The following is a 20,628-nucleotide window of genomic DNA, read 5'->3' on the forward strand; positions in this document are numbered from 1 at the left end:
GTGATAGTGTCCTTAACTAGTTAAGGCGTCAAGGAGGGCCATGCCGCTGGAAGTCGGCGACGCGGTGCGCGTCGCGCTGAAACTGCTGGAAGACGAGGGTCTCGACAAGCTCACCGTGCGGCGGCTGGCCACCGAGCTGGACGTCAAGGCCCCCGCGTTGTACTGGCATTTCAAGAGCAAGCGCGCGCTGCTCGACCACCTCACGGACGCGATCGTCGCGCCGGTCGTCGCCGGGCTGCCGTCCGGTGGGCCGTGGCTGAAGTGGCTCGAAGACGCGGGCTTCGCGCTGCACGCGGCGTTGCTCGCGCACCGCGACGGCGCTCGCGTCGCGCTGGGAGCCGACCTCACCACGGCCCGCGCGCTCGGCGAACTCGCCGAGCGCGCGGTCGGGGTGCTGCACGACGCGGGTTTCCCGCTGGGCGAGGCCACCCGCGCGGCCGGGGTGCTGGTGCACTTCGTGCTCGGCCGGGCCGTCGAGGACCAGACGCGGCCGTCGCCTTCCGAGGAGGCCACGGTGATCGCATCGCCTTCGTTCCCTTTCCCGCTGATGGCCCGTGGCCTGCGTGAACGCGCCGGCTCGACGGTCGAGGACGACTTCCGGTACGCGCTCGGCGTGCTGCTCGCCGGCCTCGACGCCGTCAGCCCAGATCGCGACGGCTGAGGTCCTCCTCGGTTTCGCGGCGCACCAGCAGCGTCGCGACGCCGTCCCGGACGCCGACCAGCGGCGGCCGCCCGACCTGGTTGTAGTTCGAGGCCAGCGAGTGGTGGTACGCGCCGGTGCACGGCACGGCCAGGAGGTCGCCCGCATGCAGGTCGCCGGGCAGGAGGATGCCGTCGGCGAGGACGTCACCGGATTCGCAGTGCCTCCCGACGACGGTCATCGGGACGCGCTTTTCCCTGGAGCGGCGCCCGACCAGGCGCGTCGTGTAGCGGGCGCCGTACAGCGACGGTCGCGCGTTGTCGCTCATGCCGCCGTCGACCGCGACGAACGTGCGGCTGCCGCGCTTGACCGCGCACACCCGGTACACCGTGATCCCGGCCGGCCCCACGAGCGCCCGGCCCGGCTCGATCGTCAAGCGGGGCAAGGGAAAGTCGTGGCTCGCGCATGCATAGGCGAGCGCCACGCGCAGGCGTCGCGAGTAGCCGCCGAGGTCGAACGCGGGCTCGCCGCCGACGTACGGCACCGCGTGCCCGCCGCCGAGGTCGAGCTCCCGCAGCGTGACGCCGTGGGTGTCGCGGATCCGGACGAGCACCTCGGCCATCCGGCGCGCGGCGGCTTCGTAGCGGTCGACGCGGGTGACCTGCGAGCCGATGTGGCAGTGCAGGCCGGCGAGCCGCAACCCGGGTTGGTCTCGTACGGCCTTCACGGCCGCGTCGACGTTGTCGGGGACGCCGTCGAGCAGCGAGAAGCCGAACTTCTGGCCCTCGGTGCCGGTGCTGATGGCGGCGTGCGCGCCGGCCGCGACGCCCGGCGTCACCCGGACCATCACCTGCTGCGCGCCGTGGGCGAGCGCGCCGAGCTGCTCGATCTCGTCGAGCGAGTCGACCACGATCCGGCGGACGCCGTACGCGAGAGCGGCCTTCAGGTCTTCGGGCGTCTTCGCGTTGCCGTGCAGCAGCATGCGCTCCGCGGGGAAGCCGACTCCGCGGGCGACAGCGATCTCGCCCGCGGAGCAGGTGTCGAGCGACAACCCCTCTTCGGCGACCCAGCGCAGCACAGAGCGCGTACACAGAGCCTTGCTCGCGTACGCGACTTCGACGTCTGGGAGCGTTTCGCGGTACTCGCGCGCGGTGTCGCGGACCTGCTGCTCGTCGATGAGGTAGGACGGCGTCCCGAAGCGGGCGGCGAGGTGGCTGACCCGCGCGCCGGCGAAGAGGAGTTCGCCGTCTTCGCCGAGTCGGGTGCTTCGCGGCCAGACTCCTGGCTCGAGGTGATCGGCGGCTTCGCAGCCGAGGCTGGGAAGAAGCTCGCTGAGCGTCACGGTGTGCCTCCGGGCATCACGGCGGATCGGACTCGCTCAGGACACCGCTGTCCCCTTTGCGGCGCGTCCCCCGTGAATGCCGTCCTGACGGGTTCCCGCCGGCCGCTTACGTGTTGTTGACGCGCGAGTAACTTCGGCCACACCCCGGTTGACCTGCGCAGAGCTGAGTTTCCGCGCCGGCCGCCGTCACACGGGGCATGGTTACCGACACGATGGACGAGACCGAGTTCGCCGAACTGACCGAGCGGCACCGCCGGGAGCTGCGGGTGCACTGCTACCGGTTCCTGGGGTCGCTCGACGAGGCCGAGGACCTGGTGCAGGAGACGTTCCTGCGCGCGTGGCGCGGGCGTGACCAGTACGCCGGGCGGGCGAGCGTGCGGGCCTGGCTGTACCGGATCGCCACGAACGCGTGCCTCGACTTCCTCGACCGGTTCGTGCGGGAGGTTCCTTCTCCGGACCTGCCGGTGGCGTCCGGCTCGCACCTGGCCCCGCGCCCGGCGGCGGCCGTCCCGTGGTTGCAGCCGGCCCCGGACGACGTCCTCGAGACGGCGATTTCCCGGGAGACGGTCGAGCTGGCGTTCCTCGCGGCGGTCCAGTACCTCTCGCCGAGGCAACGCGCCGTGCTGATCCTTCGCGACGTCGTCGGCTGGTCGGCGAAGGAGACAGCGACGGCGTTGTCGACAACCCCGGCTTCGGTGAACAGCTCGCTTCAGCGCGCTCGGGCGGAGTTGAAGGAACAGCTGCCTTCGCGACGTACGGAGTGGCGTGACTCTTCGAGCGGCGAAGAGCGCGAAGTCGTCGCGCGCTACATCTCCGCTTTGACGACGGCGGACGACAAGGCGATCGCGGCGGTGCTCAGCGAGGACATCCGTTGCAGCCACCAGCCGGGAGCGGGCGGCCACGACGGCCCGGAGCCGACTTGGTACGGCGGCCTGGCAACGGTCCTCGCAGGCTGGGCGCCGGTGTTGCACGGGCCGAAGGCGATGGAGCTGCGAATGCTGCCGGTCAGCGCGAACGGCGGCCCGGCCGTGGCAACGTACTTGCGTCACGACGGTCGGTTCCGGGCGTTCGGGCTGAACACGTTGCGGGTGGTCGACGGCCGGGTCGCCGAGGTGACGACGTTCGTCCCGGCGGTGCTCGGCGCATTCGGACTGCCGGACGTGCTGCCCGACGCGCCGTAGGAAGGCGAGCGTGGCCGCGCCTGTCGGCTGCCCGAGGGCGAGTGGCCACGCGCATGGCTGCCGGAAGGCGAGTGAGGGCGCGCCTGCTGGCTGCCCGAGGGCGAGCGTGGGTCGCGCATCCGGCTGCCGGAAGGTGAGTGCCGGCTGCCGGAGGCGAGTGAAATGCGAGCGTCGAGCGTCGGAAGGCGTCGGCCGATGCGCGCAGCCCTTCTGCCGCCGCGCGGTCCTTTGCCGGCCGAGTTCGGTCAGTGCGCCTTGTGGTCCGCCGCCGTGCCGCACACGCAGCCGCGGTCGGCGCCCTGGCCTGCCGCCGTTGCCGCGCAGTAGCGGCGGGCTATCGCGTCGTGCGCCTCCACGGGGTGGGGGCAGTTCGGGCAGCGTGCTTCGGCCTGCTCCACCTCGGGTGCGTCGGGCGCCGGGGCCGTCATGCCGGCGCCTTCTTCGTCCGCAACGGTTCGCCCACCGAGTGGAGGTGCTCGAGCACGTAGCCGTATGAGCGGGCCCAGCCGCACTGTGCGTAGGAAATCCCGTGCCGCTCGCAGAACTCGCGGACGATCACCTGCGCGTGCTTCAGGTTCGGGCGGGCCATGCTCGGGAACAGGTGGTGCTCGATCTGGTAGTTCAGCCCGCCGAGGGCGAAGTCGACGACCGGGCCGCCGCGGATGTTGCGGGACGTCAGCACCTGCTTGCGCAGGAAGTCGAGCTTGTGCCCGGCGACCAGCATCTCCATGCCCTTGTGGTTCGGCGCGAACGAACAGCCCATGTACAGGCCCCACAGGAACTGGTGCACCAGGATGAAGATGATCCCGGTCAGCGGCGACAGCACGATGAACACCGCGGCGAGGTACGCCACCAGGTGCGCGACCAGCAGCGCGGACTCCAGCTTGCGGCGGCGAATATCCTTGCGCAGCACGGCCTTCACGCTCGAGACGTGCAGGTTCAGGCCTTCGAGCAGCAGCAGCGGGAAGAACAGGAACGCCTGGTACTTCGCCACCCAGCGCAGGAAGCCGCGCTTCTGCGAGCTCTGCGCCCTGCTGAACGCGAGCGCGGCGATGTCGACGTCCGGGTCCTCGTCCTCGTTGTTCGGGTTGGCGTGGTGACGCGCGTGCGTGCCGACCCACCAGCCGTAGCTCAAGCCGGTGAGTCCACCGTGGACGAACCCGGTGGCGTCGTTCGCGCGGCGGGTGCGGAAGATCTGTTTGTGGCCGGCGTCGTGGCCGATGAACGACAGCTGCGCGAACATCATCGCGAAGAACGCCGCGAGGAAGAGCTGCCACCACGAGTCGCCGAGGTAGGCGAAGGCGACCCAGCCGCCGCCGAACGCGGCGAGGTTGAGCCCGATCCGGACCGCGTAGTTCCGGCGGCGCCGCCGGAGGAGACCGGCGTCCTTGATGAGCCTCGAGAGCTCGGCGAAGTCACTGCCGTGCGATATTTCCGGTGCCTGAAGCGAAGTCATGTCCGCCGTTCTGGTCAGCTGAAATGCTTGTCCAGCAACGGCTTCCGGCTTTGCGCGCCGGACCCGATCCCGAATAAGGGCTCTGCGGCCTGACCGCGGGTTCGCTCCGCGGCATGGCTACAGCGTCCCATCCCCGACGGCCGAAGACAATCGCCCGCGGACCACCGATGAGGTGTACAGTCAGCCACAACGGGATGACGGTGACGTTCCGCACACCCCGTGACTTCCGGTCGGAGAATGCCGGCCGGGGACAGGAGTCGGACCGGGTTCCGAACCCGTTCGCCACGCAGCCATGTCGGCCGTTCGGCCGGCGAGCAGCCGCCCGCAGTCGCGCAGAGCGACGCCCGGGGCGCCCATTTGGGTTGCGGCAACGAGGTCTCCGCCGGATCGGCGTCTGCCGAGTGGCTCGCCGGTGAGCCGGGACTTCGCGTCCCGGCCCGCCGGCGGACCGCCCTCCTTACGAAAGTCCCCACGACGCGAGCAAACCGAAGAGTCGTTCGCGTTCGGCGGCGGTCAGCAACCGGCTCGGCGGCCGGACGTCGGGGCGGCACAGGCCGAGCTGCCCGAGCGCGTCCTTGACGACGCTGACGTTGTTGGCGTTCCCGTTCGCGGCGCGAAGCTCTTCGAACGGCCGGATCCGCTCCCAGACGGTCATCGCGGCCGGATAGTCCCCTGTGGACAGTGCGCGGAACATCTCCAGCGAGATCGCCGGGTCGACGTTCACCAGTCCCGAAGTGAAACCGGTGGCGCCGACGGCGAAGTAGCCGGGCGCCGACAGTTCGGCCAGACCGGCGATCCACACGAACCGCCCGAAGCCCGCGTCCCGCGCGACCGAGCCGAACCGCACCGGGTCGGGCACGGCGTACTTCACGCCGATGACGTTCGGCGCCGCCTCGCCGAGGGCGTGCAGCTGCTCGCCGGCGATCGCCGGGTTGCGGACGTAGAGCACGACGCCGAGTTCGGGCACCGCGGCCGCGATCGCGGCGTGGTAGTCGACCCAGCCGTCGCCGGAGATGTACGGGTGCACGGGCTGGTGGATCATGATCATGTCGGCCCCGGCGTCCCGCGCGTGCGCGGCCGCCCGCGTCGCGGACGTGACGTCGTGACCGATCCCGGCGAGCACGCTGGCCCGGCCGGCCACGGCCTCGACGGTGACTTCCAGGCACTGCCGGGCTTCCGCCGCGTCCAGCGCGTAGAACTCGCCGGTGTTCCCGTTCGGCGTCACGACTTCGATTCCGCCGGTGACCAGCCGGTCGACGAGCTTCGCGTACGTCTGCCCGTCGACGGCACCTTCGGCGTCGAACGGCGTGACCGGGATGGCCACCACCCCGGAAAGCCGCCGCCTCTGCTGCTCGAACGTCATCGGGCCCCCTTCGTTTCGGTGCTGTCTTCTTCCGGCAGCCCACGGGCGACCCGGTCGATGAAATCGGTGATGTGCCGGCGAAGCAGGTGTTCGGCCTGCCGGGCGTTCCCGCTTTCGGCGGCGGTCAGGATCGCCCGGTGCTCGGCCGCCTCACCCCGCCACGTCGGGCTGATGCCCCAGCCGGTGACGGTGATCAGCGCGGCCTGGTCGCGCAGGCCGTCCAGGATCTCGACCAGCAACGGGTTCCCGCACCCGGAGTAGAGCGCGCGGTGGAACAGCCGGTTGGTCAGGCTGGCTTTGGCGCGGTCGGCGGCCGCGGTACCGGTGCCGACGTCGGCCAGGACGTCCCGCGCTTCGCCGAAGTCCGCTCCGCGCTCGACAGCGCGTCGGACGGCTTCGGGCTCGAGGAGCGCCCGCAGGTCGTACACGGCGAGCGCGCTCTCGGCGTCCATGACCCGGACCGCGGCGCCCTTGTACGTGCTCATCGTGACCAAACCGGAACCGGCCAGGATTCGCAGTGCTTCGCGCACCGGCGTCTTCGACACCCCGAGCAGGGCGCCCACCTCGGCTTCGACGAGCGTTTCGCCCGGTCCGAACTCCCCGCTCAAGATCGATTCCTTGATCGCGTCGCGCACGAAATCCGTGCGCGAGACGGGCGGCGGCGGCCTCCTGGCCGAAGAAGTGCTCGCCACTGGCATGTCCGATCTGATATACGATGCGACATACAACATTATCACGGACCCAGGGAGCAGCCATGCAACGTCGCACCGGCTTCCGATTCCGACGAGTGCTCTTGGCGGCCGGCCTCGTGGCCGGATTGGCGGCCTGTGGCGCTCCCGGCGGGGACGGCGGCCAGGCGGCGGATCCGAAGGCCGTCCCCGACAAGCCGAGCAAGCCCGTCGACCTGAACATCCTCGACATCGCGGGCAACTTGCAGCTCACCAAGCAGATGATCGAGAACTTCAAGGCCGCGCACCCCGAGGTGCTCTCGAAGGTCACGTACTCGACGGCACCCGCGCCGAGCATGGCGGGCAAGCTGAAGGCCGAGCAGGACGGTGGCGTCGCCCAGACCCATCTCGTCCTCAGCGGCACGGACGGCCTGTCCGCCGGCATCGCGAACGGCACCCTCGCGAAGGTCCTCCCGGACTTCTCGAGCCGGTTCCCGAACCTGATGCAGAACTACCTCGAGCCCGCGGCCAAGATGCAGGAGCTGGCCAACGGTTACGGCGTCGAGGTCGTCTACTACCCGTCCGGCCCGCTGCTGGAGTTCAACCCGGGAGCGGTTCCGGCGGCGCCGGCGTCCCCGCAGGAGCTGCTCGACTGGGCCAAGGCCCACCCCGAGAAGTTCCAGTACGCGCAGCCGTCGAACTCCGGCCCCGGCCGGACGTTCCTGATGGGCCTGCCGTACCTGCTCGGAGACAAGGACCCGAAGGACCCGGACAAGGGCTGGGACAAGACCTGGGCGTTCCTGCAGGAGCTGGGCAAGTACGTGAAGTACTACCCGTCCGGCACCACCGAGACGATGAAGAACCTCGCGTCGGGTTCGGTGGACATGGTCATGTCGACGACCGGCTGGGACATCAACCCCCGCAAGCTCGGCACGGTGCCCAACACGGTCAAGACCGCGATCATGCAGCCGATGCACTGGGTCACCGACGCCCAGTACGCCCTGATCCCCAAGGGCCTGTCGCCCGATCAGGAGTCGGCGATCCTGCAGCTGATCGCGTGGATGCTGAAGCCCGACCAGCAGGCGATCGCCTACGACGACGGCTACTTCTACCCCGGCCCGGCGGTCAAGGACGTCACCCTGCAGATGGCGCCGCAGAAGAGCCAGGACACGATCAAGCAGTTCGGCCGCCCGGAGTACGAGCAGTGGATCTCGCAGTACCCCAAGGAGACCTCGCTGCCGGCCGAGCAGCAGGTCAAGGCGTTCGACAAGTGGAACCAGCTGGTCGGCGGTTCGAAGGTCGGCAAGAAGTGACGTTCGAGCAGCTCCGCCTGGACGGGGTGTCCCGGAGCTTCGGCACCGCGAACGCCCTGAGCGGCCTCGACCTCGCCATCACGCGCGGCGAGTTCGTGGCCCTCCTCGGCCCGTCCGGCTGCGGCAAGTCGACCGCGCTCAACTGCCTGGCCGGCCTGCTGCCCCTGACGGGCGGCAGCATCTGGCTCGACGACGCCCGCATCGACGGCCGGCCCCCGGAGCAGCGCGGGTTCGGGATGGTCTTCCAGAACTACGCGCTGTTCCCGCACATGACGGTCCGCGCCAACGTCGGCTTCGGCCTCAAGATGCGCAAGGTGGCCCGCGCCGACGCCCGCCGGCGCGTCGACGACGCCCTGCGCCTGGTGCAGCTCACCGACCACGCGGCGAAGTTCCCCGCGCAGCTCTCCGGTGGGCAGCAGCAGCGCGTCGCCATCGCCCGGGCCGTGGTGCTGGAGCCCCCGGTCGTCCTGATGGACGAGCCGCTGTCCAACCTCGACGCCAAGCTCCGCCTCGAGATGCGGATGGAGATCCGCCGCCTTCACCAGACCCTCGGCCTGACCACGGTGTACGTCACCCACGACCAGGAGGAGGCCCTGTCGCTGGCCGACCGCCTGGTGGTCCTGCGCGACGGCACGGTCCAGCAGATCGGCACGCCGGAAGAGGTGTACGCCCAGCCGATGAACAGTTATGTGGCCTCCTTCATGGGATATCGGAACCTCCTGGACGTGACGGTCACGGGCACCGCGGGGTCCTCGCTGATCGTCGAGGGTGCCGGAGCCCGCCTGACGGGTCGCGGCTCGCTCACCGAGGGCCCGGCGAAGGTGGCGATCCGCCCCGAGGACTTCGTCATCGGCGACGGCGCCGAGAATGCCCTCGATGTCACGGTCGAGATCGTCGAGTACCACGGCCGCGAACTGTCGGTCTCGGCCCGTCTCGAGAGCGGGACACCGGTGTACTTCCGCACGGACAAGCGCCTCGCCCCGGGCGACACCGTCCGGATCGGCGTCCCGGCCGAGCGTGTCCTGGTGTTCGAGCCATGACGGCCGTCGCGAGCGCTCGCCCGGCGCTGCGTCACCGCCTGGCCGAACGCGGCATCGACCGCACCCTGCTCCTCCTGGTGCCCGGCCTGCTCGTCACTGCCTGCCTGTTCCTGTACCCCTTCCTCTACGGCCTCCAGTTGTCCTTCGCCCCGCGCCAAGGCGGGGTCTTCGCCAACTACGCGAAGTTCTTCGGTGACCCGTACCTGCGCGACACCATCTGGACGACGCTCGGCATCGCGCTGCCCGCGACGTTCATCAACGTCCTCGCCAGCATCCCGATCGCCTACGTGATGCGCGGCCGCGTCCGCGGCAAGCGCCTCCTGACGACGATCCTCGTCGTGCCGATCACGCTCGGTACGGTGCTCACCGCGCAGGGCCTGATCATGTACGGCGGGCCGGCGGGCTGGCTGAACAAGGTGCTCACCGTCCTCGGCATCACCAGCGAGCCGCTCCCGCTGATCCACAACTACACCGGCGTGCTGCTGTCCCTGGTGATCACCGGCTTCCCGTTCTCCTTCCTGCTGACGCTGTCCTATCTCTCGGGCATCGACCCCTCCTTGGAGAAGGCCGCCGCGACCCTCGGCGCGAACTGGGCCCAGCGCTTCCGGCGCATCACGCTGCCCCTGCTGGCTCCCGGCCTGGCGATCACCTTCTGCCTTTCGTTCGTGATGGCTTTTTCGGTCTTCCCGAGCGCGCAGCTCGTCGGCGACCCCGCGAACGAGACCCGCGTCATCTCGATCGCGGCCTACCACGCCGCGTTCGAGGAGTACGACTACTCGATGGGCTCGGCCGTCGCGATGCTCATGGCGGTGATCATGCTGATCGTGATCGGCCTGGTCATGGCGTGGCGCGGCACGCTGTACCGCGGAGCGACCGGAGGCAAGGGATGACCGGTTGGGTCGCGCGTCCCGGACGTTGGGTCGTCTGGGCCGTCGTCGTGTTCTTCTTCGTCAACCTCGCCGGCGTCGTGCTCTCGGTGGTCGTCGACTCGTTCGGCGAGCAGTGGTTCGGCACCTGGCTCCCGGACGGCTTCACCACCCACTGGTACGCCGACGCCTGGCGCGAGTTCGGCCTCTCCGACGTCCTCCTCACCACGGCGGTCGTCGCCCTGGTGGTGATCGCCGTGTCGGTGGCGGTCGGCGTCCCGGCCGCCTACGCGCTGGCCCGCCGCTCGTTCCCCGGCAAGCGCCTGGTGATGCTGCTGTTCGTGCTGCCGATCCTGATCCCTCCCATCACCTACGGCATCCCGCTGGCCACCGTGCTCTACAAGTTCCACCTGGCCGGCACGACCACCGGCGTCATCCTGGCGAACCTGGTGCCGTCAGTACCGTTCGTCGTGCTGACCATGACGCCGTTCATCGAGCAGATCGACCCGAAGATCGAAGCCGCCGCACGCATGTCCGGCGCGCGCACGGTCTCGGTGTTCACCCGGATCCTGGGCCCGCTGCTGCTGCCGGGGATCCTGGCCGCCTCGATCCTCGTGCTGGTCCGGACGGTCGGCATGTTCGAGCTGACGTTCCTCACCGCCGGCCCGGACTCGACGACCCTCGTCGTGGCGCTCTACAACTCCGTGTTCGCCGCGGGCATCCGGGCCAACCAGTCGGTCGACGCCATGGCGACCATCTACACCGCGTCCATGCTCGTGCTCCTTCTCGTCGCGCTGCGGTTCGTGAACCCGACCCAGCTGGTCACCCGGATCCGGGAGGAGACCTAGTCCGTTCGCTCATGCGTTCGACTTTACCGTGAAACGTCGAACAGATGATCGACACGATCGGGCGAACCTCGGACTTGCGCCTCCCCCGAGGGGAGGTGCCACGCTGACGGGCATGCGGTACTCGATCGGCGAGCTGGCCCGCCGGACCGGCCTGACGGTCAAGGCCGTCCGGTTCTATTCCGACCGCGGCCTCGTGCCGCCGTCCGGCCGCAACACCGCAGGTCATCGGCAGTACGACGACGCCGCGCGCGCCCGGCTCGACCTCATCCGCACCCTCCGGGACCTGGGCGTCGACCTCGCCACGATCCGGCGGGTCGTCGACGGCGAAGCGACCGTCGCCGACGTCGCGGCGAGGCACGCCGAGGCCCTGGAGGTGCAGATCCGCGTGCTGCGCGTGCGCCACGCGGTGCTGACGGCCGTGGCGAAGCGCGGCTCGACCCCGGAGGAGACAACGCTGATGCACGAGCTGGCCCGGCTGTCCGAAGTGGAGCGACGTCGCCTGGTGGACGACTTCCTCAGCGACGCTCTCGGGGACCGACCCGACCTCGCCGGAGTCGCCCGCACCCTGACGCCTGAACTGCCGGAGAATCCCGACCCCGCACAGGTCGAGGCCTGGATCGAGCTGGCGGAGCTCACGCAGGACAAAGAGTTCCGCGCGATCCTGCGCCGGCTCGTGGAGCAGCACGAAGGTGGTCTGCGCCGCGGCCTCGCCGCCGAGGTACGCGACGCCGTCACGCCGGCCCTGGCCGCCGGAGTCGCACCGGATTCACCGGCGGCCAGGGTGATCGTCGACGGTCTCGGCCGCGATTCCGCTCAGCTGAGGGAATGGCTCGCGCTCGTCGAGGATCCCCGCCGCGAGCGCTACCTGCGGCTGCTCGCCGTGGTGAACGGCTGGGCCGCCCCGGAAAGCCTGGCGCCGGCGTTCGGCTGGCTGGCCGCGGCTACGGCTTGACCTCCGCCCTGATCCACGCCAGCGCGTCCGCCACCGGCTGCGCGTCGACACGGCGGCCGTCGCGCAGCCGCAGGGAAAGCTGCCCGGCGGCGACCTCCTGCGGGCCGATCACGGCCTGGTACGGCACCAGCCGCCCGTCCCGGATCCGCGCGCCGAGGCTGCCCTCGGTGGCGATTTCCGCGCGCAGCTCTTCGCAACCGTCCAAAACGGACTGAGCGTGGGGTATTTCCGCGGAGGACACCGGCAGCAGCCGCAGCTGGACCGGCGCCAGCCAGGCCGGGAACGCGCCGCCGTGGACCTCGACCAGCTGCGCCACCGCGCGTTCGACGCTGCCGATGATGCTGCGGTGCACCATGACCGGCCGGTGCTTCGCGGCATCCGCGCCGACGTACTCGAGGCCGAACTGCTCGGGCTGGTGGAAGTCGATCTGGACGGTGGAAAGGGTCGATTCGCGGCCCGCGCTGTCGACGATCTGGACGTCGATCTTGGGGCCGTAGAAGGCCGCCTCGCCCTCGACCGCGTCGTAGGGGAGCCCGTCGAGGACCGAGCGCAGGATTTCCACGGCCCGATCCCAGTCGCCGGGGACGTACTTCCCGCCGGGGCCGGGGAGCGAGAGCCGGTAGCGCGCCGGGCTGATGCCGAGAGCGTCGTAGGCCTGCCGGATCAGGGCCAGCGCGGCGGCCGCCTCGGCTTCGACCTGGTCGGGGGTGCAGAAGATGTGCGCGTCGTTGAGCTGGATCGCGCGCACCCGGCTCAGCCCGCCGAGCACGCCGGACAGTTCGCTGCGGTACATTCCGCCGATTTCGGCGAGCCGCAACGGAAGTTCGCGATAGCTGCGGCCGCGTGAACGGTAGATCAGCGCGTGGTGCGGGCAGAGGCTCGGCCGCAGCACGAGCTGCTCGCCGCCGACGTCCATGGGTGGGTACATGTCGTCGCGGTAGTGCGACCAGTGCCCGGAAATCTCGTACAGCTCCCGTTTTCCGAGCACCGGCGAATGGACGTGCCGGTACCCCGCGCGCCGTTCGAGACCGCGGACGTACTCCTCGAGGCTGTGCCGGACGATCGCGCCGTCGGGCAGCCAGTAGGGCAGGCCCGCGCCGATCAGCGGGTCGGTGTCGAACAGGCCGAGCTCACGGCCGAGCTTGCGGTGGTCGTGCATTGTGGACTCCTCGTGGACGGCGAGGCGGATGACCACAAGACGAAGCCCGGGGCGACCGCCCCGGGCTTCGTGAGCAATGGATCAGCGCGCCGGGACACTTTCCGGCGTCGTCGTGTTCGCTGCGCGCTTCATGCCTTCGACGGTAGCAGGACCGTCCACCGCTATTCCGCCACGAGCCGGAACGTGTCGAACTCCGGGCTCCCGGCCGGTCGCAGCACGAGCACGGTGACGCCCGCGGCCGTGCGCCGGCTCTCGACGTGCTCGAACTTCTTCGGCACGACCCCGTCCGGGAAGAGCCGCCGCCCCTTGCCGAGCACGACCGGGAACAGCCACAGCCGGTATTCGTCGACGAGGTCGTGCGCGATCAACGTCCGCAGCAGCTCGCCGCTTCCGTGGACCTGGAGCTCGTCGCCCGGCCGCGACTTCAGCTCGCGGACGGACTCGACGACGTCGCCGCGCACGAGCGACGTGCCCGCCCAAGGCGACTCCGTCAGGGTTCGCGAAACCACGTGCTTCGGCAGGCCGTTGAGGCGCGCGGCCAGCGGATCGGCGGGGTCGGTGACCTTCGGCCAGTGCGCGGCGAAGATGTCGTGCGTCCGGCGGCCGAGCAGGAACGCGCCCGCCCGGCTGATCCACTCCTCGGCGAGCTCCGCCATGCCGTCCTCGTAGAACGGCGTCACCCAGCCGCCGAGGTCGAACCCGCCGGACGGGTCCTCGTCGGTGCCGCCCGGGCCCTGGTAGACGCCGTCCAGGCTCAGGAACGTCGTGGCGATCAGCTTGCTCATGGTGCCTCCTCGGATGCCGTGTACCACTACGTCACCCGGGGAGGCGCCGGATCGACAGCGTCAGGAGGCCAGGAACAGCTCCAGCTGCTCGACGACGAACGCGTGGTCGTCGGCCTGCGGAAGGCCGGACACGCCGACCGTCCCGACCGGGCCGACGCCGCGGACGAGCACCGGGAACACCCCGCCGTGGGCCGCGTACACGTCCGGGTCCAGGCGGGAGTCCGCCTCGAACGAGCCGCCCTTCGCGCGGAACTGCGAGCCGACCAGGAAGGAGCTGTGGCCGTAGCGGTCCACCACGCGGCTCTTGCGGTCGATCCACGCGTCGTTGTCGGCCGACGTCCCCGGCAGCGCCGCGTGGAAGAGGCGCTGGCCGTTGCGGCGGACCGAGATCGTCACCGGGAGCCCGCGCTCCCTCGCGGCCGCCAGCAGCTGGGCGCCGAGCGCCAGCGCCGTCTCGTTGTCGAACTTCGTGAACTGGAGGCGTTCCTCCTGGTCAGCGAGCTGGGCGAGGCGTTCGGCGTCGGTCATCCACCCATTAAATCAACACTGTTGTTTAATTGCCAGTGAACTCGGTCAGTGACAGGACGTTGCCGTCCGGATCGCGGAACCACGCGATCCGCCCGCCCGGCGTGGTCCAGATTTTGTCGGTGTCCTGTGGCAGCGTGTCGAACGTGAGGAACTCCACGCCACGGTCGCGCAGCCCGGCCACCGCCGCCCGGATGTCGGCGACCGCCCAGCCGAGCACCGTGAACGGCTGCGGCGTGAATTCGGCGACGGCGGTGACGCGGAGCATGGTCGTGCCACTGCGGAACACACACGCGAAGGGGGTCTGCTCGATGAACTCGAGCCCGGCGACGTCCGTGTAGAAGGCACGTGAGCGCTCCAGGTCGGTCGACGGTGCGAAGGCGACCAGATCCGCTGAGTCGAGCATGGGTACCACCTCTCTCCGCGGAGAAGGTACCTCTCGCCGGGCCGCTGACGTGGGGATGAGGAGGCGTGCATGGGCCGGATCCGGCGGCGCACGGTGCTCGGCGGCGCGGCCGCGGCCACCGTCGCCGGCTCGCTGACGGCCGCGTGCGCGGTTCCGCCGCGGAAGGGGACGATCGACGACGTCCGCCACGTCGTGGTGCTGATGCAGGAGAACCGGTCGTTCGACCACTACTACGGCAGCATGGCCGGCGTACGGGGTTTCGGCGACCGCGCGGCGCTGCGGGACGTCTTCCGCCAGCGCGGCAAGGGCGCGCCGGTGCTGCCGTTCCGGGTCGACACGTCCGTTGTGGACGGCCAGGACCTCGGCGAGCTGCCGCACGACTGGAACAGCACGCACCGAGCGTGGAACGGCGGCGCGTACGACGCCTGGGTCGCCGCGAAGAGTCCCATGACGATGGGGTACTTCACGCGCGACGACATCCCGTTCCAGCGCGCGCTGGCCGGCGCCTTCACACTGTGCGACCACTACTTCTGCTCGATCCAGGGCCCGACGCAGCCGAACCGGCTGTTCCACTGGACCGGCACGATCGACCCGGACGGCGTCGCCGGCGGCCCGGTCACGCACAACTTCCCGGACTACGAGCCGTCGTTCCACTGGACGACGTACCCGGAGCGCCTCGAGTCCGCCGGGATCAGCTGGCGGATCTACGCGAACGACGAGGAGCGCGGCGTCCCCGAGCACTTCGCCGGCGACTACGGCGACAACCCGCTGTGGCTGTTCCGGAACTTCCACGACGCGCTGTACTCGATGGACCCCGTGAAACAACGGCTGGCCGAGCGCGCGAACCTGCGCAAAAAGCTGCTGCCCGACTCCGGCAAGGGCAAGGACCTCGACCACGTGCTGGCCGAGTTCATCGCCGACTGCGCGGCCGGGACGCTGCCCGCGGTGTCGTGGGTCGTGGCGCCGTACGGCTACTGCGAGCACCCCGCAGCCCGTCCGGTCGACGGCGCGTCCTACATCCAGCGGATGCTGAAAGCGTTGTGGGACAAGCCGGAGCTGTGGGAATCGACCGTCGTCTTCATCAACTACGACGAAAACGACGGCTTCTTCGACCACGTCGTCCCGCCGACACCGCCACCCGGGACCCCGGGTGAGTACCTGCCGGGGAACCGTCCGGAGAAGGGCGGCGCGTCCGGCGCGCCGGTGCCGATCGGGCTGGGGCCGCGCGTGCCGATGACCGTCATCTCGCCGTGGAGCCGGGGCGGCTGGGTGAACTCGCAGGTCTTCGACCACACGTCGGTGCTGCGCTTCCTCGAGACGTGGACCGGCGTGCGCGAGCCGAACATCTCGGCCTGGCGCCGGGCCATCTGCGGCGACCTGACCAGCTGTTTCGACTTCCGCGCGCACGACACGACGATCCCGCTGCTGCCGGACGCGGACGCGTTGCGCGCCGAAGCCGACCGGACGCAGTCCCGGCTCCCGAAGCCCGGGCTCGGGCCGGGCGCCCTGGTGCAGGACCCCGGCACGGCGAAGGCGCGCCCGCTGCCGTACCAGCCGGTCGCCTGGGCCACGGCCGGGCCGGACGCGCTCGAGCTGCACCTGGCCAACCACGGAACGCAGACGCTGCAGCTGGCCGCGTACGCCTACCACGCGGGCGGAGCGTCACAACGCTTCGACGTCGGCCCTGGCGTCTCCACGACGGGCGAAGTCGCGTACGCGGACTCGTACGACATCGCGATCCACGGCCCGAACGGCTTCGTCGTCGAGGCTTCCGGCAAAGCGGGTCTCGACGCCTCCGTCACGTTCACGCCGGCGCCCGCGCTGCGGGTCACGGTGACCAACAGCGGTCCGGCGCCGGTCGCGCTCAACGACGTCACGCTCCCGCCAGGCGGTTCGCACGAGTTCCCGGTGCCGGCGAAGAACGGCTGGTACGACGTCACGTTCGAGGCGCCCGGGTGGCGTCGCCGCTTCGCCGGGCACCTCGAGGACGGCCGCCCGTCGCGGACCGGGCCCTAACGCAGGGCGTCGAGCGCGAACGCCGCGAGCATCGCGACGCCGCTCGGCATCGCGTCCTCGTCGAAGAGCACGCGGTTGGAGTGGTTCGCGGCCGCTTCGGCGGGGTCGACGCCGGGCGGGCACGCGCCGAGGAACGCGTACGCGCCCTGAACGCGTTGCAGGACGTAGGAAAAGTCTTCGGCGCCCATCAGCGGGTCCGCCATCAGTTCGACGTTCTCCAGGCCGAGCACGGCCTCCCCGAGCGTCAGGACTTCGGCGGCGACGCGGTCGTCGTTGACGGTCACCGGGTAGCCCGGCTCGACGTCGGCGACGACGCGGCAGCCGTACGCGGCGCCGACCTGCTCGCACACCTTCGGCAGCTCGGCGCGGACCAGCGCGCGCGTCTGTTCGGACAGCGTGCGGATCGTGCCCTGCAGCTCGGCCGTCTCCGGGATGATGTTCGTCGTCGTGCCGGCCTGGATCCGCGTCACCGAGAGCACCGCGGGGTCGAACACGCTGACCCGGCGCGTGATCATCGTGTGCAGGGCGCCGACCATCGCCGCGGCCGCCGGTACCGGGTCGATCGTGTGCTGCGGCGCGGAGCCGTGGCCGCCCTTGCCGGTCACGAGCACCGAGAACGAGTCCGCCGACGCCATCTGCGCGCCCGGCCGGACCGACAGCAGTCCACTCCGGAGGTTGGCGAGGATGTGGACGCCGAACGCGCGCTCGACCCGCGTCCCGGCGGCGTCGAGCACGCCTTCGTGGATCATGAACCGGGCGCCGTGGTGCCCCTCCTCGCCCGGCTGGAACATGAACACGACCGACCCGGCCAACTTGTCCTTGCGCCCGGCGAGCAGCCGCGCGGCCGAGGCGAGCATCGCGACGTGCGTGTCGTGCCCGCACGCGTGCATCGACTCCTCGTCCTCGGACGCGAAGTCGAGGCCGGTCTCTTCGGTCAGCGGCAGCGCGTCCATGTCGCCGCGCAGCAGCACCGCCGGTCCGGGCCGTGAGCCGCGCAGGACGGCCGTCAGCGACGACGTGGCCTTGCCCTCGGTGATCTCCAGCGGCAGGTCGGCGAGCGCCTCCCGGATCGCCGCCTGGGTGATCGGGAGGTGGAGGCCCTGCTCCGGGTGGCGGTGCACGGCACGCCGGAGCGCGACCGTGCGGTCTTGCAGCGCCCGCGCGTCGTCGAGGAGGCCGGCGAACGGTGTGCCGGGCAGCGTGGGCAGGTCAGTGGGGCCGGTCATGCTCCCGATAGTGCCCCATGCGGCGCTTCGGGCGCACCGTGCGTGCGTTCGGTCGAGCGGCGGAATACGGTGTGCGCATGGCGGTGGATGAGCCGGTCACGGGCTTCGCGGTAGCCGTGGTCCGGGAAGACGGTCGGTGGCGGTGCAGTGCGCTCGACCCGGGGGCGCTGACCGAGCTGGACGCAGCGATCACTGAACTGGGCAAACTACGTTCCACCGGTGCGTCCTTCGGGCTGCTGGCGGTCGACGACGAGTTCTTCGTCATCGTCCGGCCGAGCCCGCGGGGGCCCTCGTTGCTCCTCTCGGACGCGGCGGCGGCACTGGACTACGACATCGCGGCGGACGTCCTCGACGTCCTGCGCGTCGACCCACCGGACGAAGAGGACGACTCCGTCTGGCCCGAGGGTGATCTCGGGCTGCTGGCGGACCTCGGGCTGCCCGGGCCGGAGCTGGAGGTCATCGTCGGCGAGGTCGACCTGTACCCGGACGAGCAGCTGCAGATGGTGGCGCAGCGCTGCGGGTTCGGCAGCGAGTTCGCCAAGCTCCTGGACGAGCTCTGAGACGGCCGTCCGACACCGAGGCCGTGGAGGCCGCGCTGGAAGCGGCGCGGGCTCCCGGCTCGGACGTGCCGATCGGGGCGGTCGTGTTCGACCCCGACGGCAAGCCCCTGGCGGCGGCCCGCAACGCCCGCGTGGAGCTGGGCGACCCGACGGCCCACGCGGAGATCCTCGCGCTCCGCGCGGCGGCGGGCGTGGTGGGCGACGGCTGGCGCCTGGAGGGCTGCACGCTGGCGGTGACGCTGGAGCCGTGCACGATGTGCGCGGGCGCGCTGGTGCTGGCCCGGATCTCACGGCTGGTGTTCGGGGCGTGGGAGCCCAAGACGGGCGCGGTGGGGTCGCTGTGGGACGTGGTCCGCGACCGCCGTCTCAACCACCGCCCGGAGGTCCACGGAGGCGTCCTTTCGGCGGAGTGCGCAGCCATCCTGGAGACGTATTTCGCCACGCGGCGCTGACCTTCGCGCGCCGGTGGGTACCCACTGGGCATGACTATGAAGGACAAGGTCCAGCAGGCAGTCGGCGGCGCACGTTCGAAGCTCGGGAAGGCGACGGGCAACCGGCGCATGGAGGCTTCCGGACGCATGCAGCGCCGACGCGCGCAGGTGGCCGAAGTGGCCCACGACCTGCGTTCGAAGGCCCGCGGCCTGGTGCGAGAAGCGCAGGTCAGGCGCCGCGGCGACCGGGGCGCCGACCCCTTGTGATGGGCGCGGGTGCCCTCCGGTATTGTTCTCGGCGGTGGCGTGTCCGAGCGGCCGAAGGAGCACGACTCGAAATCGTGTGACGGCTAATCCCCGTCCGTGGGTTCAAATCCCACCGCCACCGCTCTCAACAGGCAAAACGTCCGGCGACCCTCATGGGGTTGCCGGACGTTTTGCTGTCCCGTCTCAGTTTCCGTCTCAGATGCCCCCCCCGATCAGGCGGGCACGAGCGCGCCTTCCGGGCCGTCGTCCTCCTCGTCTTCGTCGTCCGGATCGGCCCACATGTGAGCGCCCACCTGCTCCGCCACCGACGTCACCAGCTCGGTGTTGACGTGCATGTACCGCTTGGCCACGGACGCGTTGGACCAGCCCATCAGCTCCATCACCGCGGGCAACGGCACCTTGAGCTCCAGCAGCACCGTTGCGGCCGTGTGCCGCGCGTCGTGGAGCCGCGCGTTGCGCACGCCTGCCAGGCGCAGTAACGCTTTCCACGCGCGGTTGTCCGGCGTTGGGTGCGTCGGCCGGCCGATCGGCGTGGCGAACACCCACTCCCCTTCCTCCCAGAGATCCGCCGCCGCTTCGCGCTCGTCTGTCTGCTGGACGCGGTGCGCCTCCAGGGCCTCGATCACGGGCCGGGGAAGGCCGATGACGCGGCGCCCGGCCCGCGACTTCACCTCACCGACGACCAAGCCGCCGCCGAACCGCTCCGGGCAGTAGGCGCCGTGCTCGTGCCCACACGGCTTGTCGGGCGTGCATCCGTGCTGCCAGTTCAGCTGCTGGATCGAGCGGCGGACCGCGAGCGTGCCGGCGCCGCGTCGCGCTGGGCATTCGACGGCGGTGAGCTTGCGGCGGCAGGCTTCGCCGCGCGCGCACCCGTGCTTCCACGTGATCGTGACGTCAGACCACTTGAGCCCGAGCGCTTCGCCGCGCCGAAGTCCGAGCGAAAGCGCGATGATGAACCGCGCGCCGTTCCGGATCTCCCCGGCGGCGGTGATCAGGCGTCGCGCCTCATCGCGCGAGAAGGGCACGATCTCTTCTTCTTCCACACGCGGCGCTTTCGCTATGCGCGCGGGATTCTCGGTGATGTGCCGTCGCCGGACAGCTTCGTTGAGCGCGGCGCGGACGGTCCGGTGCGCGAGGTGCGCTGTCGACGGCTTGAGTCCTTTTCGGAGGATCTTCCGGTAAGCGGTCTCCAGGTGCTCAGGCTGTAGCTTGTCGAGCCGGTGTGCGCCGATGCTCGGAATGAGGTGCTTGTACACCGACGCGCGGTATCCGACCATCGTCGTGAGGCGAACCGTTGGCGCCGCGATGTTCTCGACCCAATGGGTAAGCCACTGCTCGACGGTCAGGCTCCGGCCCGCTTTCCGGACGCGGCCGGAGTCGCGCTGGCGTTCGAGTTCTCGGACGGCTTCGATGACTTCTGCTTCCGTCTTCCGCTCGACGTGCCGCCGGTCCGGCTTACCGTCCTCGCGGATTCCCATTGTGACGCGACCGTGCCATTTCCCATCCTTACCGAGATAGATGGTGCTTGCGCCGTTCGGTGCGCGGGTGCCTTCGGGACGTTTCCTGCGTGCCATGGGAGTTCCC

General features: G+C 70.5%; 22 protein-coding genes and 1 tRNA gene. 12 read left to right on the top strand and 11 right to left on the bottom strand.

The window, feature by feature from the left end:
- Positions 1-40 precede the first annotated feature (40 nt).
- Complete coding sequence (locus ACZ7PG_RS19975) at positions 41-661, top strand: TetR/AcrR family transcriptional regulator C-terminal domain-containing protein (protein ID WP_470240502.1); 621 nt, start codon at positions 41-43, stop codon at positions 659-661.
- On the opposite strand, the gene lysA is transcribed toward ACZ7PG_RS19975, so the two are convergent.
- Entirely contained in the window at positions 639-1,982 is a 1,344-nt protein-coding gene (gene lysA, locus ACZ7PG_RS19980) for a diaminopimelate decarboxylase (RefSeq protein ID WP_470240503.1), read from the bottom strand. The genes ACZ7PG_RS19975 and lysA overlap by 23 nt on opposite strands.
- Positions 1,983-2,179: 197 nt before the next feature.
- On the opposite strand from lysA, the gene ACZ7PG_RS19985 reads away from it, so the two are divergent.
- Entirely contained in the window at positions 2,180-3,163 is a 984-nt protein-coding gene (locus ACZ7PG_RS19985) for an RNA polymerase subunit sigma-70 (protein ID WP_470240504.1), read from the top strand.
- A gap of 245 nt (positions 3,164-3,408) precedes the next feature.
- Here ACZ7PG_RS19985 and ACZ7PG_RS19990 read toward each other — a convergent pair whose 3' ends face one another.
- The 4 genes from ACZ7PG_RS19990 to ACZ7PG_RS20005 form a co-directional block, all read right to left on the bottom strand.
- Entirely contained in the window at positions 3,409-3,591 is a 183-nt protein-coding gene (locus ACZ7PG_RS19990; protein WP_470240505.1) for an RGCVC family protein, read from the bottom strand.
- Entirely contained in the window at positions 3,588-4,619 is a 1,032-nt protein-coding gene (locus ACZ7PG_RS19995; protein WP_470240506.1) for a fatty acid desaturase family protein, read from the bottom strand. The genes ACZ7PG_RS19990 and ACZ7PG_RS19995 overlap by 4 nt, the downstream gene beginning before the upstream one ends.
- Before the next feature lie 457 nt (positions 4,620-5,076).
- A complete protein-coding gene (locus ACZ7PG_RS20000; protein ID WP_470240507.1) occupies positions 5,077-5,982 on the bottom strand; it encodes a dihydrodipicolinate synthase family protein in 906 nt (301 codons plus the stop codon).
- The gene (locus ACZ7PG_RS20005; protein ID WP_470240814.1) at positions 5,979-6,674 is read right to left on the bottom strand and encodes a GntR family transcriptional regulator; all 696 of its coding nucleotides are present in this window, start codon (positions 6,672-6,674) and stop codon (positions 5,979-5,981) included. Before ACZ7PG_RS20005 ends, ACZ7PG_RS20000 begins: the two co-directional genes overlap by 4 nt.
- A gap of 62 nt (positions 6,675-6,736) precedes the next feature.
- On the opposite strand from ACZ7PG_RS20005, the gene ACZ7PG_RS20010 reads away from it, so the two are divergent.
- The 5 genes from ACZ7PG_RS20010 (at position 6,737) to ACZ7PG_RS20030 (ending at position 11,669) form a co-directional block, all read left to right on the top strand.
- On the top strand, positions 6,737-7,963 hold the full coding sequence (locus ACZ7PG_RS20010) for an extracellular solute-binding protein (protein WP_470240508.1): 1,227 nt from the start codon (positions 6,737-6,739) through the stop codon (positions 7,961-7,963).
- On the top strand, positions 7,960-9,003 hold the full coding sequence (locus tag ACZ7PG_RS20015; protein WP_470240509.1) for an ABC transporter ATP-binding protein: 1,044 nt from the start codon (positions 7,960-7,962) through the stop codon (positions 9,001-9,003). Before ACZ7PG_RS20010 ends, ACZ7PG_RS20015 begins: the two co-directional genes overlap by 4 nt.
- A complete protein-coding gene (locus ACZ7PG_RS20020) occupies positions 9,000-9,893 on the top strand; it encodes an ABC transporter permease (protein WP_470240510.1) in 894 nt (297 codons plus the stop codon). Before ACZ7PG_RS20015 ends, ACZ7PG_RS20020 begins: the two co-directional genes overlap by 4 nt.
- Positions 9,890-10,717, top strand: a complete 828-nt coding sequence (locus ACZ7PG_RS20025; RefSeq protein ID WP_470240511.1) for an ABC transporter permease — start codon at positions 9,890-9,892, stop codon at positions 10,715-10,717. The genes ACZ7PG_RS20020 and ACZ7PG_RS20025 overlap by 4 nt, the downstream gene beginning before the upstream one ends.
- 112 nt (positions 10,718-10,829) lie before the next feature.
- Positions 10,830-11,669, top strand: a complete 840-nt coding sequence (locus tag ACZ7PG_RS20030; RefSeq protein ID WP_470240512.1) for a MerR family transcriptional regulator — start codon at positions 10,830-10,832, stop codon at positions 11,667-11,669.
- Here the strand turns inward: ACZ7PG_RS20030 and thrS are convergent.
- The 4 genes from thrS to ACZ7PG_RS20050 all read right to left on the bottom strand — a co-directional run bounded on the left by thrS (position 11,659) and on the right by ACZ7PG_RS20050 (position 14,544).
- Complete coding sequence (gene thrS, locus ACZ7PG_RS20035; protein ID WP_470240815.1) at positions 11,659-12,858, bottom strand: threonine--tRNA ligase; 1,200 nt, start codon at positions 12,856-12,858, stop codon at positions 11,659-11,661. The two genes, ACZ7PG_RS20030 and thrS, sit on opposite strands and share 11 nt — an antisense overlap.
- Positions 12,859-12,989: 131 nt before the next feature.
- Entirely contained in the window at positions 12,990-13,613 is a 624-nt protein-coding gene (locus ACZ7PG_RS20040) for a dihydrofolate reductase family protein (protein WP_470240513.1), read from the bottom strand.
- Between the two features lie 60 nt (positions 13,614-13,673).
- Positions 13,674-14,141: a heme-degrading domain-containing protein gene (locus tag ACZ7PG_RS20045; RefSeq protein WP_470240514.1), complete on the bottom strand. Its 468-nt coding sequence runs from the start codon at positions 14,139-14,141 to the stop codon at positions 13,674-13,676.
- Between the two features lie 25 nt (positions 14,142-14,166).
- On the bottom strand, positions 14,167-14,544 hold the full coding sequence (locus ACZ7PG_RS20050) for a VOC family protein (RefSeq protein WP_470240515.1): 378 nt from the start codon (positions 14,542-14,544) through the stop codon (positions 14,167-14,169).
- A 69-nt stretch (positions 14,545-14,613) separates the two neighbouring features.
- On the opposite strand from ACZ7PG_RS20050, the gene ACZ7PG_RS20055 reads away from it, so the two are divergent.
- Positions 14,614-16,560 carry a phosphocholine-specific phospholipase C gene (locus ACZ7PG_RS20055; protein WP_470240516.1) on the top strand — a complete coding sequence of 649 codons (1,947 nt, stop codon included), beginning with the start codon at positions 14,614-14,616 and terminating at the stop codon, positions 16,558-16,560.
- On the opposite strand, the gene ACZ7PG_RS20060 is transcribed toward ACZ7PG_RS20055, so the two are convergent.
- On the bottom strand, positions 16,557-17,786 hold the full coding sequence (locus tag ACZ7PG_RS20060; RefSeq protein WP_470240517.1) for a M20 metallopeptidase family protein: 1,230 nt from the start codon (positions 17,784-17,786) through the stop codon (positions 16,557-16,559). The two genes, ACZ7PG_RS20055 and ACZ7PG_RS20060, sit on opposite strands and share 4 nt — an antisense overlap.
- Positions 17,787-17,863: 77 nt before the next feature.
- Between ACZ7PG_RS20060 and ACZ7PG_RS20065 the strand changes: the two genes are divergently transcribed.
- The 4 genes from ACZ7PG_RS20065 (at position 17,864) to ACZ7PG_RS20080 (ending at position 19,165) form a co-directional block, all read left to right on the top strand.
- Positions 17,864-18,346 carry a tRNA adenosine deaminase-associated protein gene (locus tag ACZ7PG_RS20065; RefSeq protein WP_230863018.1) on the top strand — a complete coding sequence of 161 codons (483 nt, stop codon included), beginning with the start codon at positions 17,864-17,866 and terminating at the stop codon, positions 18,344-18,346.
- A 23-nt stretch (positions 18,347-18,369) separates the two neighbouring features.
- Entirely contained in the window at positions 18,370-18,798 is a 429-nt protein-coding gene (locus ACZ7PG_RS20070; protein WP_470240518.1) for a nucleoside deaminase, read from the top strand.
- A 30-nt stretch (positions 18,799-18,828) separates the two neighbouring features.
- Positions 18,829-19,044 carry a CsbD family protein gene (locus tag ACZ7PG_RS20075; protein WP_470240519.1) on the top strand — a complete coding sequence of 72 codons (216 nt, stop codon included), beginning with the start codon at positions 18,829-18,831 and terminating at the stop codon, positions 19,042-19,044.
- 33 nt (positions 19,045-19,077) lie between these two features.
- Positions 19,078-19,165: transfer RNA gene (locus tag ACZ7PG_RS20080), tRNA-Ser, on the top strand.
- Positions 19,166-19,256: 91 nt separating this feature from the next.
- On the opposite strand, the gene ACZ7PG_RS20085 is transcribed toward ACZ7PG_RS20080, so the two are convergent.
- Positions 19,257-20,618, bottom strand: coding sequence for a tyrosine-type recombinase/integrase (locus tag ACZ7PG_RS20085; RefSeq protein WP_470240520.1), 1,362 nt, complete (start codon positions 20,616-20,618; stop codon positions 19,257-19,259).
- Positions 20,619-20,628 lie beyond the last annotated feature (10 nt).

This window comes from Amycolatopsis sp. NPDC114504 (genome assembly GCF_055633595.1).

Excerpts from the sequence above, each read along its gene's own strand:
- ACZ7PG_RS20030 (WP_470240512.1), top strand. The coding sequence starts at position 10,830 with ATGCGGTACTCGATCGGCGAGCTGGCCCGCCGGACCGGCCTGACGGTC.
- ACZ7PG_RS20000 (WP_470240507.1), bottom strand. The coding sequence starts at position 5,982 with ATGACGTTCGAGCAGCAGAGGCGGCGGCTTTCCGGGGTGGTGGCCATC.
- ACZ7PG_RS19995 (WP_470240506.1), bottom strand. The coding sequence starts at position 4,619 with ATGACTTCGCTTCAGGCACCGGAAATATCGCACGGCAGTGACTTCGCC.
- ACZ7PG_RS20045 (WP_470240514.1), bottom strand. The coding sequence starts at position 14,141 with ATGACCGACGCCGAACGCCTCGCCCAGCTCGCTGACCAGGAGGAACGC.
- ACZ7PG_RS20065 (WP_230863018.1), top strand. The coding sequence starts at position 17,864 with ATGGCGGTGGATGAGCCGGTCACGGGCTTCGCGGTAGCCGTGGTCCGG.
- ACZ7PG_RS20040 (WP_470240513.1), bottom strand. The coding sequence starts at position 13,613 with ATGAGCAAGCTGATCGCCACGACGTTCCTGAGCCTGGACGGCGTCTAC.
- ACZ7PG_RS19990 (WP_470240505.1), bottom strand. The coding sequence starts at position 3,591 with ATGACGGCCCCGGCGCCCGACGCACCCGAGGTGGAGCAGGCCGAAGCA.
- ACZ7PG_RS20055 (WP_470240516.1), top strand. The coding sequence starts at position 14,614 with ATGGGCCGGATCCGGCGGCGCACGGTGCTCGGCGGCGCGGCCGCGGCC.
- ACZ7PG_RS20050 (WP_470240515.1), bottom strand. The coding sequence starts at position 14,544 with ATGCTCGACTCAGCGGATCTGGTCGCCTTCGCACCGTCGACCGACCTG.
- ACZ7PG_RS20060 (WP_470240517.1), bottom strand. The coding sequence starts at position 17,786 with ATGACCGGCCCCACTGACCTGCCCACGCTGCCCGGCACACCGTTCGCC.
- ACZ7PG_RS19985 (WP_470240504.1), top strand. The coding sequence starts at position 2,180 with ATGGTTACCGACACGATGGACGAGACCGAGTTCGCCGAACTGACCGAG.
- ACZ7PG_RS20075 (WP_470240519.1), top strand. The coding sequence starts at position 18,829 with ATGACTATGAAGGACAAGGTCCAGCAGGCAGTCGGCGGCGCACGTTCG.
- ACZ7PG_RS20085 (WP_470240520.1), bottom strand. The coding sequence starts at position 20,618 with ATGGCACGCAGGAAACGTCCCGAAGGCACCCGCGCACCGAACGGCGCA.
- ACZ7PG_RS20020 (WP_470240510.1), top strand. The coding sequence starts at position 9,000 with ATGACGGCCGTCGCGAGCGCTCGCCCGGCGCTGCGTCACCGCCTGGCC.
- ACZ7PG_RS19975 (WP_470240502.1), top strand. The coding sequence starts at position 41 with ATGCCGCTGGAAGTCGGCGACGCGGTGCGCGTCGCGCTGAAACTGCTG.
- ACZ7PG_RS20025 (WP_470240511.1), top strand. The coding sequence starts at position 9,890 with ATGACCGGTTGGGTCGCGCGTCCCGGACGTTGGGTCGTCTGGGCCGTC.
- ACZ7PG_RS20010 (WP_470240508.1), top strand. The coding sequence starts at position 6,737 with ATGCAACGTCGCACCGGCTTCCGATTCCGACGAGTGCTCTTGGCGGCC.